This window comes from Acetoanaerobium pronyense (genome assembly GCF_017874355.1).
In the GTDB taxonomy this organism is placed as follows: Bacteria; Bacillota; Clostridia; order Peptostreptococcales; family Filifactoraceae; genus Acetoanaerobium; species Acetoanaerobium pronyense.
In genome coordinates this window covers 1-18,427 of the sequence record NZ_JAGGLI010000016.1, presented here as the reverse complement: position 1 = coordinate 18,427, position 18,427 = coordinate 1, and the positions used below count along the sequence as shown (strand labels likewise).

Here is an 18,427-nt window from a genome sequence, read left to right as displayed (position 1 = left end):
ATGAGGTGAAATCATGGATAGAGTTTCCCTGTTTATGTCTTTGTTTAATAAAAGAGACTTAAAAAACCAGCAAAAAATTAGAGATATTCTTTTAAGTTCAGATATTATAAACGGATTTGTTGACGCTAAAATGTATATAGGAGAAAAAATTGACCAAAAGCTATGGGAAACCAAATTTGAAGAACTTTTAAAACTAGAAGATATACTATTTAAAGAAAATATAAAGTATTTAACCCTATATGATGAAAATTATCCTCAGAAACTAAGAAATATCTCAAGTAAACCTCATATACTTTTTTACAAAGGAGATATAAGTCTTTTGAACTGGAAATTTTCTATAGCTATTGTTGGAACGAGAAAACCAACCACTTATGGAATATGGGCATCCAAAAGATTTTCATCAGAGCTTGCAAAAAGTGATGTTTGTATTATTAGTGGCATGGCAACAGGAGTAGATACATATGCACACGAGGGTGCTCTTGAAGAGGAAGGGAAAACCATATGCGTACTTGGAACCCCTGTAAGCAAAGCTTATCCTACTTCAAATAAAAAGCTTATGGAAAGGGTTTTAGCTTCGAAGGGACTAGTGATATCAGAATACTCTCCACTTGAAAAAACACTCCCTGTGAACTTTGCATATAGAAATAGAATTATAAGTGGGCTGTCAGACGGTATTTTAATTGTTGAAGCAGGATTAAAGAGCGGCACTTTAATTACTGCGGATTTTGCCCTAGAGCAGGGTAAAAATATATTTGCTGTCCCAGGAAATATAAATTCAAAATACAGCATAGGAACTAATAATCTTATAAGACAAGGAGCTATACTTGCTTCTAACATAAGTGATATATTTTCTGAGTATGATATGGATTTTGATATCATATCTTCTAAAAGCCACGAAGAACTTAATCTTTCAGAGCTTGAAAATAAAATATATCTTTGCGTAAAAAAGGAAGGAATATGTCATATTGACTATATTGCGTCAACTACAGGAATCAATATAAAAGATGTTATGGGGATACTAAATATACTTGATATAAAAGGTGTTGTAAATTACGATGGCATACTTGTTAATGCAGTACTTTAAAAAATGAAGTTGAAAAAATAGAGGTTTTAAGTTATAATCCTTTAAGCATTCAATATTCAGAATTGTTGACATTAAATACATCTAATGAATTCAGGCTGGAGATTAACTCCAGCCTGAATTCATTAGATGAAGCGTGATATTTTAAAGAAAAATTTATATAGATACACAAAATAGAGGTGAAATAATGGGGAAAAATCTTGTTATAGTAGAATCGCCTGCAAAGGCTAAAACTATTGGGAAATTTTTAGGAAAAAATTATATTGTAAAAGCATCTGTAGGTCATATAAGAGACCTACCTAAGAGTAAAATGGGAGTAGATGTGGAAAATGACTTTGAGCCTCAGTATATAACTATAAGAGGTAAAGGTCCTGTTGTAAATGAAATTAAAAAAGAGGCAAAAAAGGCTGACAAAGTTTATTTAGCTACTGACCCTGATAGAGAGGGTGAGGCAATATCGTGGCATTTAGCTTACTTGCTTGGCCTTGACGAAAAGGAAAACATCAGAATTGAATTTAATGAGATTACTAAAGAAGCAATAAAAAAAGCTATTAAAAATCCTCGAAAAATAGATATTAATCTAGTAGATGCACAGCAAGGACGAAGAGTACTCGATAGACTAGTGGGATATAAAATCAGTCCTATACTTTGGGCAAAAATAAGAAAAGGTCTAAGTGCTGGAAGAGTCCAGTCCGTGACTACAAAACTAGTATGTGATAGAGAAAAGGAAATAGAAGCATTTGAACCAGAAGAATACTGGTCTTTAAATCTAAAAGCCAAAACAAAAGAAAAGAAAACCATAGATTTTAAATTTTTTGGGAATACTGATGGAAAAATGGATATAAAGACTAATGAGCAAGTTGAAGAAATATTAAGAAAAATAGAAAAGAAAGATCTTGAAATTGAAAAAATAGAAACAAAAGAGAGAAAAAGATCTTCGCAAAAACCTTTCACCACAAGTTTACTGCAGCAAGATGCTGCCAATCGTCTGTCTTATGCAACAAAAAAGACTATGATGATTGCTCAGCAACTTTACGAAGGTATAGACATAAAAGGGAAGGGAACAACTGGGCTTGTAACCTATATAAGAACAGATTCTCAAAGAATATCTGATGAAGCTCAGGAGCAAGGAAAAGATTTTATTAAAGAAAAATATGGAGAGAAGTACTATAAACCTTATGTAAATGCAAGCAAAAAAAATAAAAAGGTTCAGGATGCTCACGAATGTATAAGACCTACCTCTATAAGCCTTACTCCCGAGACTATAAAAGATTCTCTTTCAAAGGATCAATACAAGCTATACAAGCTGATATGGGATAGATTTACTGCTTCTATGATGTCTGATGCTCTATATGATTCCCAGACTATCACTGGAAAAGTAGATGAGTACACTTTTAAAGCATCTGGATCAAAGATGAAATTTGATGGTTTTACTAAGGTTTATAATTACTCAGCGCAAGAAGAAGTAATCCTTCCAACCGTAGAAGAAGGAGAAAAACTTAAAGTCTCCAAACTGGAGCCAAAGCAGCACTTTACTCAGCCGCCCCCAAGATATAGCGAAGCTTCTCTTGTAAAAACCTTGGAAGAGAGAGGGATAGGAAGACCAAGTACCTATTCTCCTACCATATCTACAATTCTTCAAAGAGGGTATGTGAGTAAAAAAGGTAATGTACTTTATCCTACAGAACTTGGATTTATAGTTACGGAAATCATGGAAGAAAATTTTGACAAGTTTGTAGACGTAGATTTTACAGCTGAGATGGAAGGCAAGCTAGATAAAGTTGAAGATGGAGATATTAGATGGCAAGATATAATCTCTGAGCTTTACAATCCTCTTGAAAATGCTGTTGAAAAAGCTGTAGAGAATATAGAAAAAATAGTACTTGAAGAAGAAACGGATGAAATTTGCGACATATGTGGTTCATCGATGGTAGTGAAATTTGGGAGATTTGGAAAATTCTTAGCTTGCAAAAACTATCCGGAATGCAAAGGAACAAAACCTATGCTTGAAAAAATAGGAGTAAAATGCCCTGAGTGTGAGGATGGAGAGGTAATTTTAAGAAAAAGTAAAAAAGGTAGAGTTTTTTATGGATGTTCAAAGTTTCCAAATTGCAAATTTGTTTCATGGGATAGACCTGTAGGAGAGAACTGTCCAAAATGCGACAGTATTTTAGTAAGTGTAAAAAATAAATCAGGTGAAAAAATAAAGTGCTCAAATAAAGAATGTGACTATGAAAAAGAATAATTATAAATTGCTTGATTAAATAAAAATATTGTGGTATTATCTGAATGTCAAAAGAATACTTTAGAAAATTTAAAAAATTCAAATAATTAAAATATAATAAACAAGGAGAGAATTGGATGTCAAGCATATTATTAGAAAAAACAAGAAAAATCAACCGTATTTTACAAAATTCTGGATCAAATCCTGTATCTTTTGTAGAGCTTAGTCAGACACTAAAAGATGTATTAAACTCAAATGTATATATTTTTAGCGCTAGAGGAAAAGCTCTAGGGATTGAGCTTACTCATACATCAGATAGTCCTACTATAATAGATGAAAAAACAGGAGAGGAAAGACTTCCGAATCACTATGTAGAATCTGTAAATAAAATCAGCGAAACAATATCCAATCTAACTCAGGAAAAATTGCTGGAAGTATTTAAAGATGATTTAAATAGTTATGAAAAGTATGCAACTATAGTACCTATCATGGGAAGTGGTCAGAGACTTGGAACTTTAATACTATCAAGATACGAAAGTAAATTTGTAGATGAGGACCTTATACTAGCAGAATATAGTGCAGCTGTTGTAGGGCTTGAAATATTAAGAGCAAGAAGTGAAGAGCTTGAGGACGAAATGAGAAGTAAGGCCGTAGTTCAGATGGCTATAAATACACTTTCATATTCTGAGCTTGAAGCAGTTGAGCATATTTTCAATGAGTTAAACGGAGATGAGGGACTACTTGTAGCAAGTAAAATTGCAGATAGAGTAGGAATCACAAGATCTGTAATAGTAAATGCTCTTCGTAAATTTGAAAGTGCTGGAGTTATAGAGTCTAGATCTCTTGGGATGAAAGGGACTCACATAAAAATATTAAATGACAAGCTCATGGAAGAGTTAAAGAAGCATAGAAATTAATAAAGATTTATAGCCCTCGACAGTAGTTGTCGAGGGTTTTTTAAAGTCATTGTGGAAATATAATCCTTTAATTAAAAATTATTTGGGAATAAAAGCATAAAGTTTATAAGACCATATAGGAGATTGATTATGAAAAAACCACTTGCAGAATATTTAAGGCCTTCTGATATAGATGATATAGTGGGGCAAAGTCATTTGACTGGGGAAAACGGAGTTATATACAGGGCTATAAAAAAATCTATTATACCAAATATGATTTTTTATGGACCACCGGGGGTTGGAAAGACATCTGTTGCAAATGTCATAGCTCAAAAATCAGGTAAATCAATGCATATGCTAAATGCTACCCAATCAAACACCTCGGAAATGAAAGAGGTATTAGGCTGGTCAAAATCAGGAGCTATCTATAAAAAAGATATAATTTATATCGATGAGATACAAAGCTTCAATAAAAAGCAACAGCAGGTTCTTCTTGACCATATTGAAAAAGGTGACATAACACTAATTGCAAGCACTACAGAAAATCCCTATCATTATGTATATAAGGCCCTTCTTAGTAGGTGTCTGGTTTTGGAATTTAATGAGATAAATATTAACGATATTGAAAATAATTTAAAAAAAATCATAAAAAGATTAAATAAAGAAGGTTACTCAATATTCTATAAAGAAGAAACAATTAAAAAAATATCAAGTTATTCTGATGGAGATATGAGAAAAGGGATTAATCTTCTAGAGCTAATAATCCAACTTTATTATGAAAATGAAAAATTGAGCATTGACAATAATCTTTTGGAAAATCTAAATATATCAAAACAAATGGTATATGATTTAAAAGGGGATTCCCATTATGATGCCTTAAGTGCTTTCCAAAAATCCATAAGAGGGAGTGACGTTGATGCAGCCCTTCATTATCTTGCAAGAATAATTAAAGCTGGAGATTTAAAATCTATATGCAGAAGGCTTCTTGTAATTGCATCAGAAGATATAGGCCTTGCATACCCAAACGCTATATCAATTGTGAAAAGTTGTGTAGACTCTGCTATTCAGCTTGGGTTTCCAGAAGCAAAAATACCTCTTTCTCAGGCCGTAATACTTCTTAGTATGTCTCCAAAATCCAACTCCGCTGTAAATGCAATAGCATCGGCTGAAAAAGACTTAGAGGAAAGTTTTGTATCAGATGTACCTCTTCATTTAAAAGATTCCCATTATGATGGAGCAGAAAAAATGAGTAGAGGAACTGATTACAAATATCCCCATGACTATGAAAATAGTTATGTTTATCAGGAATATCTTCCCAAGAGCTTAAAGGGTAAGATATACTATAAACCTAAGGAAAATAAATTTGAAAAAGGATTAAAAGATTATATAGATAAGATTAAAAATATTTAGCTGTCTTTAGATTGACAAGAAATAAACTCTAATATATAATTATTTTAGAATTCATAGTAATTGACTAGGAATTATAAAAGTGAGGTAATTAAAGTGAAACTTTCAACAAAAGGAAGATACGGGCTCAAAGCTATGTTTGAACTTGCCTTAAATGAAACTTCTGAAACACCAATGCCTTTAAAATATATAGCTGAGAAACACGGACTTTCAGAGCAGTATTTAGAACAAATTTTTGCTATATTAAAAAAATCCAATCTAGTTAAAAGTGTAAGAGGGGCTCAAGGTGGATATCTTCTAAGCAAAAGCTCATCACTAATAACTGTAGGAAGCGTACTTAGAGCCTTGGAAGGTCCTATGGCGCCAGCAGATTGTGTGATAGAATCTGATAGTGACTGTGAAAATTCAGAGTTTTGCGTTACTCAGGTAGTATGGAGAAAAATAAAAGATAGTATAGACAGTGTTATTGATTCAGTAACCCTTGAAGATATGGTAAATGATCATAATTTAAAAGGTGGTCAAATTGATATTGAGGAGATGTAAATATGGAATTAAATAGAGTTTATCTTGATAATGCAGCAACAACTCCTGTAAAACCAGAAATTTTGGATTCAATGCTTGATTTTTATAAGGAAGGCTATGGTAATCCTTCAAGCATACATTCTTTCGGAAGAGAAGTAAAATCCCATATTGATATAGCTAGAGAAAATGTGGCTAATCTTTTAAATGCTTCTGCAAAAGAAATCTACTTCACAGGTGGAGGTTCTGAAGCAGACAACTGGGCAATAAAAGGAATAGCTCTTAGATATATGAATCAAGACAAGCATATTATTACTACGGAGATAGAACATCATGCAGTTCTTGATACTTGTAAATATCTCGAAAAAAATCATGGATTTAAAGTTACTTACCTTAAAATAAAAGAAAATGGAATAATAGATATAGAAGAATTTAAATCAGCAATCACAAAGGATACTATACTTACATCTATAATGTTTGCCAATAATGAAATAGGTACTATACAGCCAATTAAAGAAATAGGAGCCATATGTAGAGAAAACAATATAGTTTTTCATACAGATGCAGTTCAGGCTGTTGGAAATGTTCATATAGACGTTAAGGATATGAATATAGACATGCTGTCTCTTTCTGGCCATAAGATATATGCTCCAAAGGGAGTAGGAGCCCTTTATATCAGAAATGGAATAAGACTTGATAATCTAATTCATGGGGGAGGACAGGAAAGAAAGAAAAGAGCTGGAACAGAAAATGTTGCAGGAATAGTTGCCCTTGGAAAGGCTTGTGAAATCGCAAATAAAGGACTGGATGAACATATATCTAAGCTTACAGCCCTTAGAGATGATCTTATTAGCAGGATACAAGCAGTTATTCCCCATACTATAGTAACAGGGGATTTAGAAAAAAGACTTCCTTCTATAGCAAGCTTTTGCTTTAAATTTATTGAAGGAGAAGCCCTTCTTTTAAGCTTGGATTTAGTTGGAATAGCTGGTTCGAGTGGATCGGCTTGCACATCTGGATCACTAGATCCTTCCCATGTTTTAATGGCATTAGGACTTACTCATGAAGTGGCTCACGGCTCACTTAGATTAAGCTTATCAGACTTTACAACTAAGGAAGAAATAGACTATGTTGTGGAAAAGCTTCCTCCAATAGTTGAAAGATTAAGAAATATGTCACCATTATACGAAGATTTTCTGAAGGGAGAAAAATAATGTACAGTCAAAAAGTTATGGATCATTTTACAAATCCTAGAAATGTTGGAGAAATTGAGACACCTGATGGGGTTGGCGAAGTAGGAAATGCAAAATGTGGAGATATAATGAAAATATATCTAAAAGTTGAAGAAAACGTAATTACAGATGTAAAATTCAAGACATATGGATGTGGATCTGCTATAGCAAGCTCTAGCATGGCTACAGAAATGATTAAGGGAAAAACAGTAGAAGAGGCTTTAAATCTTACAAATAAAGCTGTTGCAGAAGCTTTAGACGGACTTCCTCCAGTTAAGATGCACTGTTCAGTCCTTGCAGAGCAGGCTATAAAAAAAGCACTTCAAGATTATGCAAGAAAGAATAATCTAGACATACCTGGTCTTACGGATATTGAAATAGATGATGATCATGATCATCATGAAGAAATTGAAGATTAGTATTGATTTTTAGATGTTTAAGTTTTATAATATTTTTTAAATCAATAATCATAATATAGGCTTTGAAGAGAAGAGTAGGACATAGATTTCCTTTAGAGAGAAGGTGGATGGTGAAAACCTTTGGAAAATTTTGTTTGAAGCTGACTCTGAGCTTGGCTTTCTAATAAAAAGCTACGGTGACAACGATATAGTCCTTTAAGTGGCCTTTAAGGCAATTAGGGTGGTACCGCGAACAACCTCGTCCCTATGAGTAATCTCATGGACGGGGTTTTTTTATTGTAAATAAATTAATGGAGGTAAATTATGGATTATATGAAAGTTTCAGAAATAAGAAAAAAATTCTTAGATTATTTTAAAAGCAAAGAGCATTTTGTTGATAAAAGCTACTCTTTGGTGCCTGAAAATGATAAAAGCCTACTGCTTATCAATGCGGGTATGGCGCCCCTTAAAAATTATTTTATGGGAATCGAAACTCCTCCAAGTAAAAGAATGGCTACCTGTCAGAAATGTATGAGAACTGGAGATATAGAAAATGTAGGAAAAACTGCTAGACACGCTACCTTTTTTGAAATGCTTGGAAATTTTTCATTTGGGGATTACTTTAAAAAAGAAGCAATAGAGTGGGCGTGGGAGTTCACAACAAAAGAGCTTGGTTTAAATGAAGAAGAGCTTTGGGTTACTGTATATGAAGAAGATGATGAAGCATTTGAAATTTGGGAAAATCATATTAAAGTACCTAAAGAAAAGATTGTAAGACTTGGCAAGGATGATAACTTCTGGGAAATAGGAACAGGCACTGGCCCGTGTGGTCCTTGCTCTGAAATATATATAGACAGAGGAAAAGGTTTTGGATGTGATGATCCAAACTGCAAGCCTGGCTGTGACTGTGATAGATTCCTAGAGTTTTGGAATCTTGTATTTACACAGTTCGATAAGGATGAATCAGGAAACTACAACCTTCTGCCAAACCCTAATATAGATACAGGAATGGGTCTTGAAAGAATAGCATGCATAATGCAGGGTGTTGAAAGTATATTTGATATTGATACCATGAAAAACCTTATAAATAAAGTAGCTCAAATGTCAAATCAGGAATATGGAAAAGATAATAAAAAGGATATCTCTATGAGGGTTATTGCTGATCATGCTAGAGCAGTGACATTCTTAATCTCTGACGGAGTTATTCCATCAAATGAAGGAAGAGGCTATGTAATAAGAAGACTAATTAGAAGAGCTATAAGACATGGAAAGCTTCTTGGAATGGAAGATATGTTTTTATGGAAGCTTGTTGACACTGTTGTAGAAAATTATAAAGACGCATATGAGGAACTAACTGAGAAACAAGAATATATAGAGAAAATCCTTAAAATTGAAGAGGAAAAATTTGAAGAAACTTTAGATCAGGGAATTACAATATTAAATGGATATATTGAAAGATACAAAAATGAAAATAAAATGATATTAAACGGGGATGAAGCCTTTAAATTATATGACACCTATGGTTTCCCACTTGAGCTAACTCTTGAAATTTTGATTGAAAATGGCATGACAGTTGATGAAGAAGGATTTAAAAATGCCATGAAATCTCAAAGGGAAAGAGCAAGAGCAGCTAGAAATGAAAAAGGAGTAGAAGGTTGGAAAAATGATATGTCTGGCCTTGAGCTATCCGTACAGACCACAATATTTAATGGCTATGACACTTTATATGAAAATACTCAAATAAATGATATTATCAAAGATTCATCCCTTGTGAATGAAATTAATGAGGGTGAAGATGCAATTTTAGTGTTTGAAAAGACACCTTTTTATGCAGAATCAGGTGGACAAGTTGGAGATAGAGGATATATAAAAGGGAATAACTTTGAGGCAATTGTTGAAGATGTAAAAAAATCACCAAATGGACTTTTTATGCATAATATTAGAATGACTTCAGGTACATTAAAAAAAGGAGATAAAGCTGAGCTTCTTGTTGATAAAACCCTAAGAGGAGCTACTCAGCGAAATCATACAGCTACTCATTTGCTCCATAAAGCCCTTAAAGAGGTAGTTGGTGAGCATATTAATCAAGCTGGTTCATTAGTAAATGAAAATAGGCTTAGATTTGACTTTAATCATTTTGAAGGAGTTACAGCTGAGCAAATCAAGGAGATTGAAAAAATAGTAAATAGAGTAATCTATGAAGGACATAGAGTTAATGTAGAGACTATGAGCATAGAAGAGGCAAAGCAAATAGGAGCTGTGGCTTTATTTGGAGAAAAGTATGACAGCGTGGTAAGGGTTGTTTCTGTTGAAGGTTATTCTACAGAGTTATGCGGAGGAACTCATGTCCAAAATTCATCAGACATAGGTATGTTTAAGATACTTTCAGAATCAGGCATTGCTTCAGGTGTAAGACGTATAGAGGCTATTACAGGAGAAAATGTATACAAGTATCTTCTTGAAAAGGAAGAGCTTTTAACAGAAGTAAAATCTACACTAAAATGCAACGAAGATATGGTAGTTCCGAAGATAAATCAGATTATAGATGAGCATAAAGAAGCGATAAAAGCTCTTTCAAAATTAAAGTCAGAATCTGCAATGAGCAGACTTGATGACATGATTAAAAATGCACAAGAAATAAAAGGTATAAAATATATTAGTGATACCTTTGAAAATATAGAGGATGAGATATTAAGGAAAACTGCTGAACAAATAATAAATAAAGTGGAAAATTCGGTGGTGCTTTTTAGCAATATAATTGATGCTGAAAAAGTTTCTTTTGTTTGTATGGTATCAGGCTTAGCCCAAGCTCAGGGAGTTCATGCTGGAAATCTTATTAAAGAAGTAGCTAAGATAACAGGCGGAGGCGGTGGCGGAAGGCCTAATATGGCTCAAGCTGGCGGAAAAGACTCTTCAAAAGTTCCAAATGCAATGGATGAATCTGTAAATATACTTGCAAGTCAGATTAAGTAATAAAAATGTAAATATTAATAAGAAATATTTTGATATGATACTTCTAAAGCATATAGTATAACTTTAGTTAATTATACTATATGCCTAGAGGTATTTTTTTGCCTTGTTTGTCCTTGAATTAAATTAGAATATGGCTTATTATTGTATTTACAATAAATAATCCATGAAAATATCCTTGGACTTTACAGTTACAACTAAAGGCTTTTAGATGGGGAGATTTATTTATCAGGGGTATATGAAAGGAGAAAATGAAATGAATGATAATATGGATTTCACAATGAAATTTGAAACAAAAAAAGAAGAAGAGGTAATGGATGAAAAATCCGTAATAATGTATGTGTTTGATGCATTAAAAGAAAAAGGATATAACCCAGTTAATCAATTGGTAGGATATATTCTCTCAGGGGATCCCACATATATCACAAGTCACAAAAATGCTAGGACAGTGATTAGAAAATATGAAAGAGATGAACTTTTAGAGACAATAATAAAGGACTATTTAAAGGAAAAATAATATGACAACTAAAAAAACTAAAATTTTATTTTTTATTTTATTGCTATTAATGATTTTTCAAGGAATTAAATATACCCCTGTTTATGCCCAAAGTACTTCAAAGGGTAAAACCATAATAATAACTACTAATAGAATGAATATAAATGATTATGAAAATATGAACTCCATAGGAGGTAGTCCAGGTTATATAGGACTTATGAATATAAGAGGTGGAAGAGGAACAAACGATGCCAGCTCATATGCTAGTATGGGTTGGGGCAGAAAATCCTATGTATTAAATAGAGACCTTGATTATTTTGATATAGAGGATAGTGAAAAATCAGCTAAGTTTAAGTTTCTTACAGACTCGAACCCCTTATCGATTAATAATCTAAATATAAATACCTTAATCCTCACCAATTCGGGTTCTGATTTTGGCTCACTTCCTGGGATACTCGGAGATGAAATGGCAGAAAAAAATCTTTCTATATCTATTTTGGGAAATTCAGATAAGGAAGAAAATATAAGCTTTGCAGGAATACTGGCCATGGATTCTTTTGGAAGAATTCCCTATGGCAATATATCTCAAATGAATACCCACGATCCACAAAAGCCATTTTATATAGGAACAGATTATGAAACATTGCTTGACCTTTCCAAAGAGCATATTGAAAAATCAGACCTTATAATAATAGAATTGGGAGATTCATACAGACTTGATGAATATAGAAATAAGCTAAATGAAACATCCTATAGCAAAGCTAAAAAAAACATGGTCAACGAAATTGATATTTTTATAGGCGAAATTAAAAAAACTTTAGGAGCAGATGATCAATTAATTGTACTTAGTCCTTTTCCTGATTTGCAAGGATATTCAGAAGGGTACAGACTTGCTCCAATATATTATTTTGATAAAAATAGCTCTGGATTAATCACGTCATCTTCTACAAGAAGAGAAGGCGTAATTACAAATATCGATATTGCTGGCCTTATATTTCAAAACTTTGAATTAGAACAATCCAAAATATCTGGCCAACCATTAAGGTTTGTTGAAATGAATAATCCTTGGGAATTTTTAAAAGGAGATTATCAAAATATAGTTTCTCTTTCACAGGTTAGAGTACCAGTACTTTATTCTTACGCAGTATTTCAGATGTGTATATGGATAATAGCTATGATAGTATCATTTTTTTATAATAAAATCAGCGAAAAAGTTATAAAATTTGTTAAATTTATACTTAGAATTACACTTCTAATTCCAATTGTAATAATTTTAGCACCACTTTTCAGTTTTGGAAGCATAATTTATTCAATTGTTTTTGGGTTAGTTTTAGGAAGTATAATTTATATCATATTAATAAAAAAAGTAAACAACGATTTAAATAGTATCCTGATTCTTAGTGCAATAATGTCCTTGATATTATTAATAGATATGTCTATCATGGGACAAAACCTTATCAAAAACTCTCTTTTAGGCTATGATCCAATAATAGGAGCTAGGTTTTATGGGATAGGAAATGAATATATGGGAGTATTAGTAGGAGCGATTATCCTAACCTTTAGCATGATTTTTGAAAAGATAAAATTCAAAAACTATATTATGATTCCAATTGCGATAATTGTGGTATTTATAATGGGAAATCCCTCAATGGGAGCCAATGTAGGTGGGACAATAACAATATCTTCATCTCTTATGTTTTTTATATTAAAATCCAACAATATAAAACTGGATTTAAAAAAAGGAATGGGAATAATTGGGGTTGTTGTTGTAATTGTGGCTACTATGGCTTTGATAGACTTCTCTAATGAGCAACAAAGCCACTTGGCAGGAGCGATTTCAAATATAAGTAGTTCAGGTCCGGCCGCTATCATTCAAATAATAACTAGAAAACTTTCAATGAATATGAAGCTTATATCTGTTTCTATTTGGAGTAGGGTTCTTATTTTGGCGCTTATACTTATGTCTATGCTTTTTTATAAACCATTTGGAGTGCTTAAAGAACTTTGTCAAAAATACAAAAGTATAGCAAACGGCTGGATGGCAATATTATTTGGCAGTATAGTTGGTTTTCTTGTAAACGACTCTGGTGTAGTGACAGCAGCTACAAGTATTGGATACGTTATAGTTCCGATGCTTATAATATTATTGGAGAATAACCATGAAAAAAGAAATATATAAAAACTCATTAAAATCAAGTTTAGGAAAGACAGGGCTAAATGTTTCAAAAATATGCTTTGGTTCTTTGACTATGGGTCCCCTTCAAAGGAATATGAGCTGGGAAGAGGGAGCCAATCTTATAAAATATGGGCTTGAAAGAGGGATTAATTTTATAGATACAGCAGAGCTTTATGAAACCTATGGACATATCTCAAAGGCTCTTGAATCTATTAAAAGAGAAGATCTATATATTTTTACAAAGTCCTATGCATATGATATGAAAACTGCACAGCAAAGCTTGAGCAAAGCCCTAAAAGAGCTAAACACAGACTATGTAGATGGTTTTTTGCTCCATGAGCAGGAAAGCAAGCATACCTTAAGAGGGCATTATGAAGCTACTGAATATTTTTTAAAAATGAAGGAAAAAGGTTATATAAGAGCATTTGGAGCTTCTACACACTCAGTGAAATGCGTAAATGCATGTGCAGAGCTTGATTATATAGATGTGATACATCCTCTTATAAATAAAACCTCTATAGGTATACTTGACGGGACCAATAAAGAGATGCATCAAGCGATAAAAAAAGCCAAGTCTAAAGGTATAGGTATATATTCAATGAAGCCCCTTGGGGGCGGAAATCTAATAAAAAGCTATGATGATGCACTTGACTATGTACTGGATATAAAAGAGATAGATGCCATAGCGATAGGTATGCAGTCAAATGAAGAAATAGATATGAACGTTTTGAAATTTTCTAGACTTGACATACCAAAAAAACTCTACAAGGATATCCAAAGAAAAAATAGAGAACTTGTTATATCAGAGTGGTGTATAGGATGCAAAGCATGCGAAAATATGTGCAGTCAAAAAGCTATAAAGGTGATAGATGGAAAAGCAGTTGTTGATAAAGAAAAATGCGTTTTGTGCTCGTACTGCGCTTCCTACTGTAAGGAGTTTTGTATTAAAATAATATAAACTAAGGAGATTTATGGAAAAAATACTTTGCTTAGATGTGGGAGAAAAAAGAATTGGGATTGCATTGAGTGATTTATTGGGGCTTACAGCTCAACCTCTCTATACACTAAAAAGAAAAAATACTAAAGATGCAATACGGGAAATTTGTGATATAATTCAAAGAGAAAGTATAAAAAAAGCAGTAATAGGGCTTCCTAAAAACATGGATGGTAGTGAAGGCTTTCAAGCTGAGATTACAAAAAAGTTTTCTGAAACATTAAAAAAGCATGCAGATATTGAAATTATTTTCTGGGATGAAAGGCTTACAAGTGCTCTTGCAAAAAGAAGCCTTAGTCATATGAAGATAGGGAAAGCCAAAGAAAAGAATTTAATTGATACAGCAGCAGCTGTTCATATATTGCAAAGTTATCTCGATAGAATAAATATGAATAAATAGGAGGCTACTAATGGAAAATGATATTATAACCCTTGTAGATGAAAATGGAAATGAAGTAGAGTTTGAGCTTATAATGAGTATCGAAGCAGAGGACAAAGATTATGCAATTTTAGCTCCAGTTGAAGAGACAGAAGATGATGAGGCTTATATCTTTAGAATAGAATACGATGAAAACGATGAAATGACTCTTATTCCTATAGAAGATGAAGAAGAGTATGAAATGGTTGTAGAAGTTTACGAGACTCTTATAGAGGAATAAATGAGAAATATATTGACAGTTCTCAATTAGGTGCTATAATATTAATTGAAAAATATTATTATTTGAAACTGAGGATTCGGGTGAATATATGGATGCTTATTTGGAACAATTAAAGTTAAAACTTAAAGAACAGGGATTTAAACTTACACCTCAAAGACGCTGTATTGTAAAAATCATGCTCACCTCTAAGGGGAAGCATTTAAGCAGTGAAGAGATTTATGATGAGGTGAAAAATGAATGCCCTGAAATTGGACTAGCGACAGTTTACAGAACTCTTCAAATGCTTGACAAGATAGGTTTTACAAACAAGCTAAACCTAGACGATGGTTGTCTTAGATATGAATTAAACCTTGATCAAGATGCTCATAACCATCATCACCTAGTTTGTAAAAAATGTGGGAAAATCATAGAGGTTGAAGAGGATCTTTTAGATCATCTTGAGACAAAAATAGAATCTAATTATAATTTTAAGATATATGACCATGATGTTAAGTTTTACGGAATATGCTCTGAGTGTAAATAGACTGGAAAAATGAGCTCCCAGCGTTATACATTAGCTGGGAGTTCTTTGTTTATATTTTATTATTTAGATAAAATGCCAAAATAACTAAAAAAGATATTACTGATATTTCCACGATATTTTCATATTTTTGGGATTTTATTTTGGTGCTTATTAAAGAAAATCTTTTTTTTGAAATAGGCCAAAAAATAGGAACGCCCTGAACAGTTAATATATCTCCAAGAAAGATATGACTGGCGTAGGATAGGGCTACTACTTCTTTTAAATGGTCTAGATTAAATAGGCTTTCAAGTCTTTTTATACTAAAATAAAGAAAAACTACAGATACTAAAGAGTGAGAAAAAGATCTGTGGGAAAACCAGGGTATGATACCTAAAAATAAGACAAAAAAATAATGAGACTTGCTTCCTGTTATATAAACAATAATGAAGTAAAATACTATAGAATAAACTGTTAGTATGATTTTTCTTAGCTTGAGTTTTTTGATATTGAATTTAAATATAAAAAACAAAAAAAGAAAAAAGATTAGAAGTACGTAATAATTAAATCCGTTCTCTACCCATAGCTGAAATGTAGTGAGAAAGAGTATTACCCCTATAATAGCCTCTATGAAAATCTCTAATTTCCTAGAAGGGATATGCTTTGAAGCTATAGATTTTTCAGTATCCAAATCTGGGATAAGTGAAAAAATTATGCTTATAAAGAACATTAATAAACTCAGTCCTGATTGAGTAAGTATAGCGTAATTATAATATGTAAGAGCTCCTATAGAAGCATGAGCCTTGCCTTTCACTATATCAGTCCTTTCCGACTTTTTACGTAGAGTCTAACAGGGAAAAAGGGTGATGTCAAATTAGGGTTTTATTATTAAGTATTTTTAAGGAAGAAAGAATACTATTAATTTATTTAAAGTCAATTTAGCTGTGCGGAAAATGCTAAATGGATAAATATAAAAAGAGGAGAGATAAAATGTCAAGAAAACCATCAAAAGTAAAGGTGATTCCACTTGGTGGAATGCAGGAAATAGGAAAGAACATGACTGTAATAGAATATAAGGATGAAATTATAGTTATAGACTCGGGACTGAGCTTCCCAGAAGATGAGATGCTAGGGATAGATATTGTAATACCTGATATATCTTATCTTATAAAAAACAGAGAAAAAATAAAAGGTATATTCTTAACTCATGGCCATGAGGATCATATAGGAGCACTTCCTTATGTCCTAAAAAAGCTTGATGTTCCCGTATACGGAGCAAAGCTTACTATAGGACTTGTAGAGGTTAAATTAAAAGAGCATAGACTAAACAATGTATCTTTAAATGCTATAGATCCTGGAGATAAAATTAAAACTGGAAATTTCGAAGTTGAGTTTATTAGAGTAAATCATAGTATCCCTGATGCATGTGCTCTTGCAATAACTACTGGAGCAGGAGTGATATTTCATACAGGAGATTTTAAGATAGATTATACTCCAATAGATGGGAAAATGATGGATTTTCATAGGATAGCAGAATTAGGTAAAAAAGGCGTACTCCTTATGATGGGAGAAAGCACAAATGTAGAAAGAGCAGGTCATACCCTTTCAGAAAGCCTTGTAGGACACACTCTAGATGAGATATTTTCAGAGGCTGACTCTAGAATAATTGTAGCTACATTTGCATCAAACCTTCACAGGGTACAGCAAATAATAAATGCTGCTCACAAAAATGGAAGAAAAGTAGCATTATCAGGACGTTCTATGTTGAATGTAGTAAATGTTGGTACTAATCTTGGTTATTTGGATATTCCTAAGGACTGTTTTATAGAGCTTAGAGACGTAAATAGATACCCAGACAACGAAGTAGTGCTTATAACTACGGGTTCTCAGGGAGAGCCTCTAGCGGCTCTTACAAGAATGGCATCTCAAGAGCATAGACAAATAGAGATTAAGCAAGGTGACCTTGTCGTATTTTCTGCCCATCCAATTCCAGGAAATGAAAAACTTGTATCAAGAGTAATAAACCAGCTCTTTGAAAGAGGGGCTGAGGTTATATATGAAAGTCTATCTGAAATTCACGTATCTGGTCATGCTTGTCAAGAGGAACTAAAGCTTATGCACTCACTTGTAAAGCCAAAGTTCTTTGTGCCAGTTCATGGAGAATACAGACATCTAAAGCAGCATATGGATTTGGCAATTAGACTTGGAATGAATCCAGAAAACACTCTTACCCTCACAAATGGCTCAGTTTTAGAGTTAGATAAAGATTCTGCAAAGCTTGCAGGAAAGGTTTCTTCAGGAAATATTCTTGTTGACGGCCTTGGAGTAGGAGATGTAGGTAACATAGTCCTTAGAGACAGAAAGCACCTTTCTGAGGATGGTCTTATGGTTGTAGTTGTAACTATATCAAAATCAACAGGAGCTCTTGTATCAGGGCCTGATATTATATCAAGAGGATTTGTATATGTAAGAGAGTCTGAAGACCTTATGGATAAGGCAAAGGATGTTGTGAAAAAATCTCTAGAGAGCTGCGAAAGCAGAAATGTGAGAGAATGGTCACATCTTAAAAACAATATAAAAGATGATTTAAGAAACTATTTATATGAGCAGACAAAAAGAAATCCTATGATTTTGCCAATAATTATGGAAGCCTAAGTATAAAGCCTCGACAATATAGTCGAGGCTTTACTAGAATGTAAAGAATTTTTCATTAAAATAGGGTATAATTAATCTTGTAAATGATTAAATAAAAGCAATCTGGTAATATGTCAAGAAAAGATTTTTAAAGAAAACGTACAAAAGATTTAAAGAAGGGCAAAGCAAATAGAACCTATGATTTTCAATGAAAAAAACAGGTTAAAGATTGAGAAATATTT

The 18,427-nt window shown here is 32.7% G+C and carries 16 protein-coding genes and 1 other annotated feature; of the genes, 15 read left to right on the top strand and 1 reads right to left on the bottom strand.

From position 1 onward, the window contains the following. The first annotated feature begins 13 nt into the window (after positions 1–13). The 14 genes from dprA to J2Z35_RS07895 all read left to right on the top strand — a co-directional run bounded on the left by dprA (position 14) and on the right by J2Z35_RS07895 (position 15,575). Positions 14–1,084, top strand: coding sequence for a DNA-processing protein DprA (dprA, locus tag J2Z35_RS07960; RefSeq protein WP_209660867.1), 1,071 nt, complete (start codon positions 14–16; stop codon positions 1,082–1,084). Between the two features lie 184 nt (positions 1,085–1,268). After that, the gene (gene topA, locus J2Z35_RS07955) at positions 1,269–3,326 is read left to right on the top strand and encodes a type I DNA topoisomerase (protein WP_209660866.1); all 2,058 of its coding nucleotides are present in this window, start codon (positions 1,269–1,271) and stop codon (positions 3,324–3,326) included. A gap of 116 nt (positions 3,327–3,442) precedes the next feature. Then, positions 3,443–4,222, top strand: a complete 780-nt coding sequence (gene codY, locus J2Z35_RS07950) for a GTP-sensing pleiotropic transcriptional regulator CodY (RefSeq protein WP_209660865.1) — start codon at positions 3,443–3,445, stop codon at positions 4,220–4,222. Between the two features lie 129 nt (positions 4,223–4,351). After that, positions 4,352–5,611 (top strand): replication-associated recombination protein A, encoded by a 1,260-nt coding sequence (locus tag J2Z35_RS07945; protein ID WP_209660864.1) that lies wholly within the window; start codon positions 4,352–4,354, stop codon positions 5,609–5,611. Positions 5,612–5,704: 93 nt separating this feature from the next. Beyond that, positions 5,705–6,151, top strand: coding sequence for an RrF2 family transcriptional regulator (locus J2Z35_RS07940; protein WP_209660863.1), 447 nt, complete (start codon positions 5,705–5,707; stop codon positions 6,149–6,151). 2 nt (positions 6,152–6,153) lie between these two features. Further along, positions 6,154–7,341, top strand: coding sequence for a cysteine desulfurase NifS (gene nifS, locus J2Z35_RS07935; RefSeq protein WP_209660862.1), 1,188 nt, complete (start codon positions 6,154–6,156; stop codon positions 7,339–7,341). After that, complete coding sequence (nifU, locus tag J2Z35_RS07930) at positions 7,338–7,778, top strand: Fe-S cluster assembly scaffold protein NifU (protein ID WP_334300523.1); 441 nt, start codon at positions 7,338–7,340, stop codon at positions 7,776–7,778. The genes nifS and nifU overlap by 4 nt, the downstream gene beginning before the upstream one ends. 53 nt (positions 7,779–7,831) lie before the next feature. Next, positions 7,832–8,027, top strand: a binding site (T-box leader). Between the two features lie 54 nt (positions 8,028–8,081). Further along, positions 8,082–10,730 carry an alanine--tRNA ligase gene (gene alaS, locus J2Z35_RS07925; protein ID WP_209660860.1) on the top strand — a complete coding sequence of 883 codons (2,649 nt, stop codon included), beginning with the start codon at positions 8,082–8,084 and terminating at the stop codon, positions 10,728–10,730. 253 nt (positions 10,731–10,983) lie between these two features. Next, positions 10,984–11,244, top strand: coding sequence for an IreB family regulatory phosphoprotein (locus J2Z35_RS07920; protein WP_209660859.1), 261 nt, complete (start codon positions 10,984–10,986; stop codon positions 11,242–11,244). 1 nt (position 11,245) lies between these two features. Then, positions 11,246–13,402 (top strand): hypothetical protein, encoded by a 2,157-nt coding sequence (locus tag J2Z35_RS07915; protein ID WP_209660858.1) that lies wholly within the window; start codon positions 11,246–11,248, stop codon positions 13,400–13,402. After that, positions 13,383–14,357: an aldo/keto reductase gene (locus J2Z35_RS07910; RefSeq protein ID WP_209660857.1), complete on the top strand. Its 975-nt coding sequence runs from the start codon at positions 13,383–13,385 to the stop codon at positions 14,355–14,357. The genes J2Z35_RS07915 and J2Z35_RS07910 overlap by 20 nt, the downstream gene beginning before the upstream one ends. Positions 14,358–14,370: 13 nt before the next feature. Then, a complete protein-coding gene (gene ruvX, locus J2Z35_RS07905) occupies positions 14,371–14,793 on the top strand; it encodes a Holliday junction resolvase RuvX (RefSeq protein ID WP_209660856.1) in 423 nt (140 codons plus the stop codon). 10 nt (positions 14,794–14,803) lie between these two features. Then, positions 14,804–15,052: a DUF1292 domain-containing protein gene (locus J2Z35_RS07900; RefSeq protein ID WP_209660855.1), complete on the top strand. Its 249-nt coding sequence runs from the start codon at positions 14,804–14,806 to the stop codon at positions 15,050–15,052. 88 nt (positions 15,053–15,140) lie between these two features. Next, positions 15,141–15,575, top strand: a complete 435-nt coding sequence (locus tag J2Z35_RS07895) for a Fur family transcriptional regulator (RefSeq protein ID WP_209660854.1) — start codon at positions 15,141–15,143, stop codon at positions 15,573–15,575. A gap of 49 nt (positions 15,576–15,624) precedes the next feature. Here J2Z35_RS07895 and J2Z35_RS07890 read toward each other — a convergent pair whose 3' ends face one another. Beyond that, positions 15,625–16,365, bottom strand: a complete 741-nt coding sequence (locus tag J2Z35_RS07890; RefSeq protein WP_209660853.1) for a metal-dependent hydrolase — start codon at positions 16,363–16,365, stop codon at positions 15,625–15,627. 176 nt (positions 16,366–16,541) lie between these two features. On the opposite strand from J2Z35_RS07890, the gene J2Z35_RS07885 reads away from it, so the two are divergent. Then, positions 16,542–18,206, top strand: coding sequence for a ribonuclease J (locus J2Z35_RS07885; RefSeq protein ID WP_209660852.1), 1,665 nt, complete (start codon positions 16,542–16,544; stop codon positions 18,204–18,206). Positions 18,207–18,427 lie beyond the last annotated feature (221 nt).

Excerpts from the sequence above, each read along its gene's own strand:
- nifS (WP_209660862.1), top strand. The coding sequence starts at position 6,154 with ATGGAATTAAATAGAGTTTATCTTGATAATGCAGCAACAACTCCTGTA.
- J2Z35_RS07895 (WP_209660854.1), top strand. The coding sequence starts at position 15,141 with ATGGATGCTTATTTGGAACAATTAAAGTTAAAACTTAAAGAACAGGGA.
- codY (WP_209660865.1), top strand. The coding sequence starts at position 3,443 with ATGTCAAGCATATTATTAGAAAAAACAAGAAAAATCAACCGTATTTTA.
- J2Z35_RS07945 (WP_209660864.1), top strand. The coding sequence starts at position 4,352 with ATGAAAAAACCACTTGCAGAATATTTAAGGCCTTCTGATATAGATGAT.
- J2Z35_RS07910 (WP_209660857.1), top strand. The coding sequence starts at position 13,383 with ATGAAAAAAGAAATATATAAAAACTCATTAAAATCAAGTTTAGGAAAG.
- topA (WP_209660866.1), top strand. The coding sequence starts at position 1,269 with ATGGGGAAAAATCTTGTTATAGTAGAATCGCCTGCAAAGGCTAAAACT.
- alaS (WP_209660860.1), top strand. The coding sequence starts at position 8,082 with ATGGATTATATGAAAGTTTCAGAAATAAGAAAAAAATTCTTAGATTAT.
- J2Z35_RS07920 (WP_209660859.1), top strand. The coding sequence starts at position 10,984 with ATGAATGATAATATGGATTTCACAATGAAATTTGAAACAAAAAAAGAA.
- J2Z35_RS07915 (WP_209660858.1), top strand. The coding sequence starts at position 11,246 with ATGACAACTAAAAAAACTAAAATTTTATTTTTTATTTTATTGCTATTA.
- J2Z35_RS07885 (WP_209660852.1), top strand. The coding sequence starts at position 16,542 with ATGTCAAGAAAACCATCAAAAGTAAAGGTGATTCCACTTGGTGGAATG.
- dprA (WP_209660867.1), top strand. The coding sequence starts at position 14 with ATGGATAGAGTTTCCCTGTTTATGTCTTTGTTTAATAAAAGAGACTTA.
- ruvX (WP_209660856.1), top strand. The coding sequence starts at position 14,371 with ATGGAAAAAATACTTTGCTTAGATGTGGGAGAAAAAAGAATTGGGATT.
- J2Z35_RS07900 (WP_209660855.1), top strand. The coding sequence starts at position 14,804 with ATGGAAAATGATATTATAACCCTTGTAGATGAAAATGGAAATGAAGTA.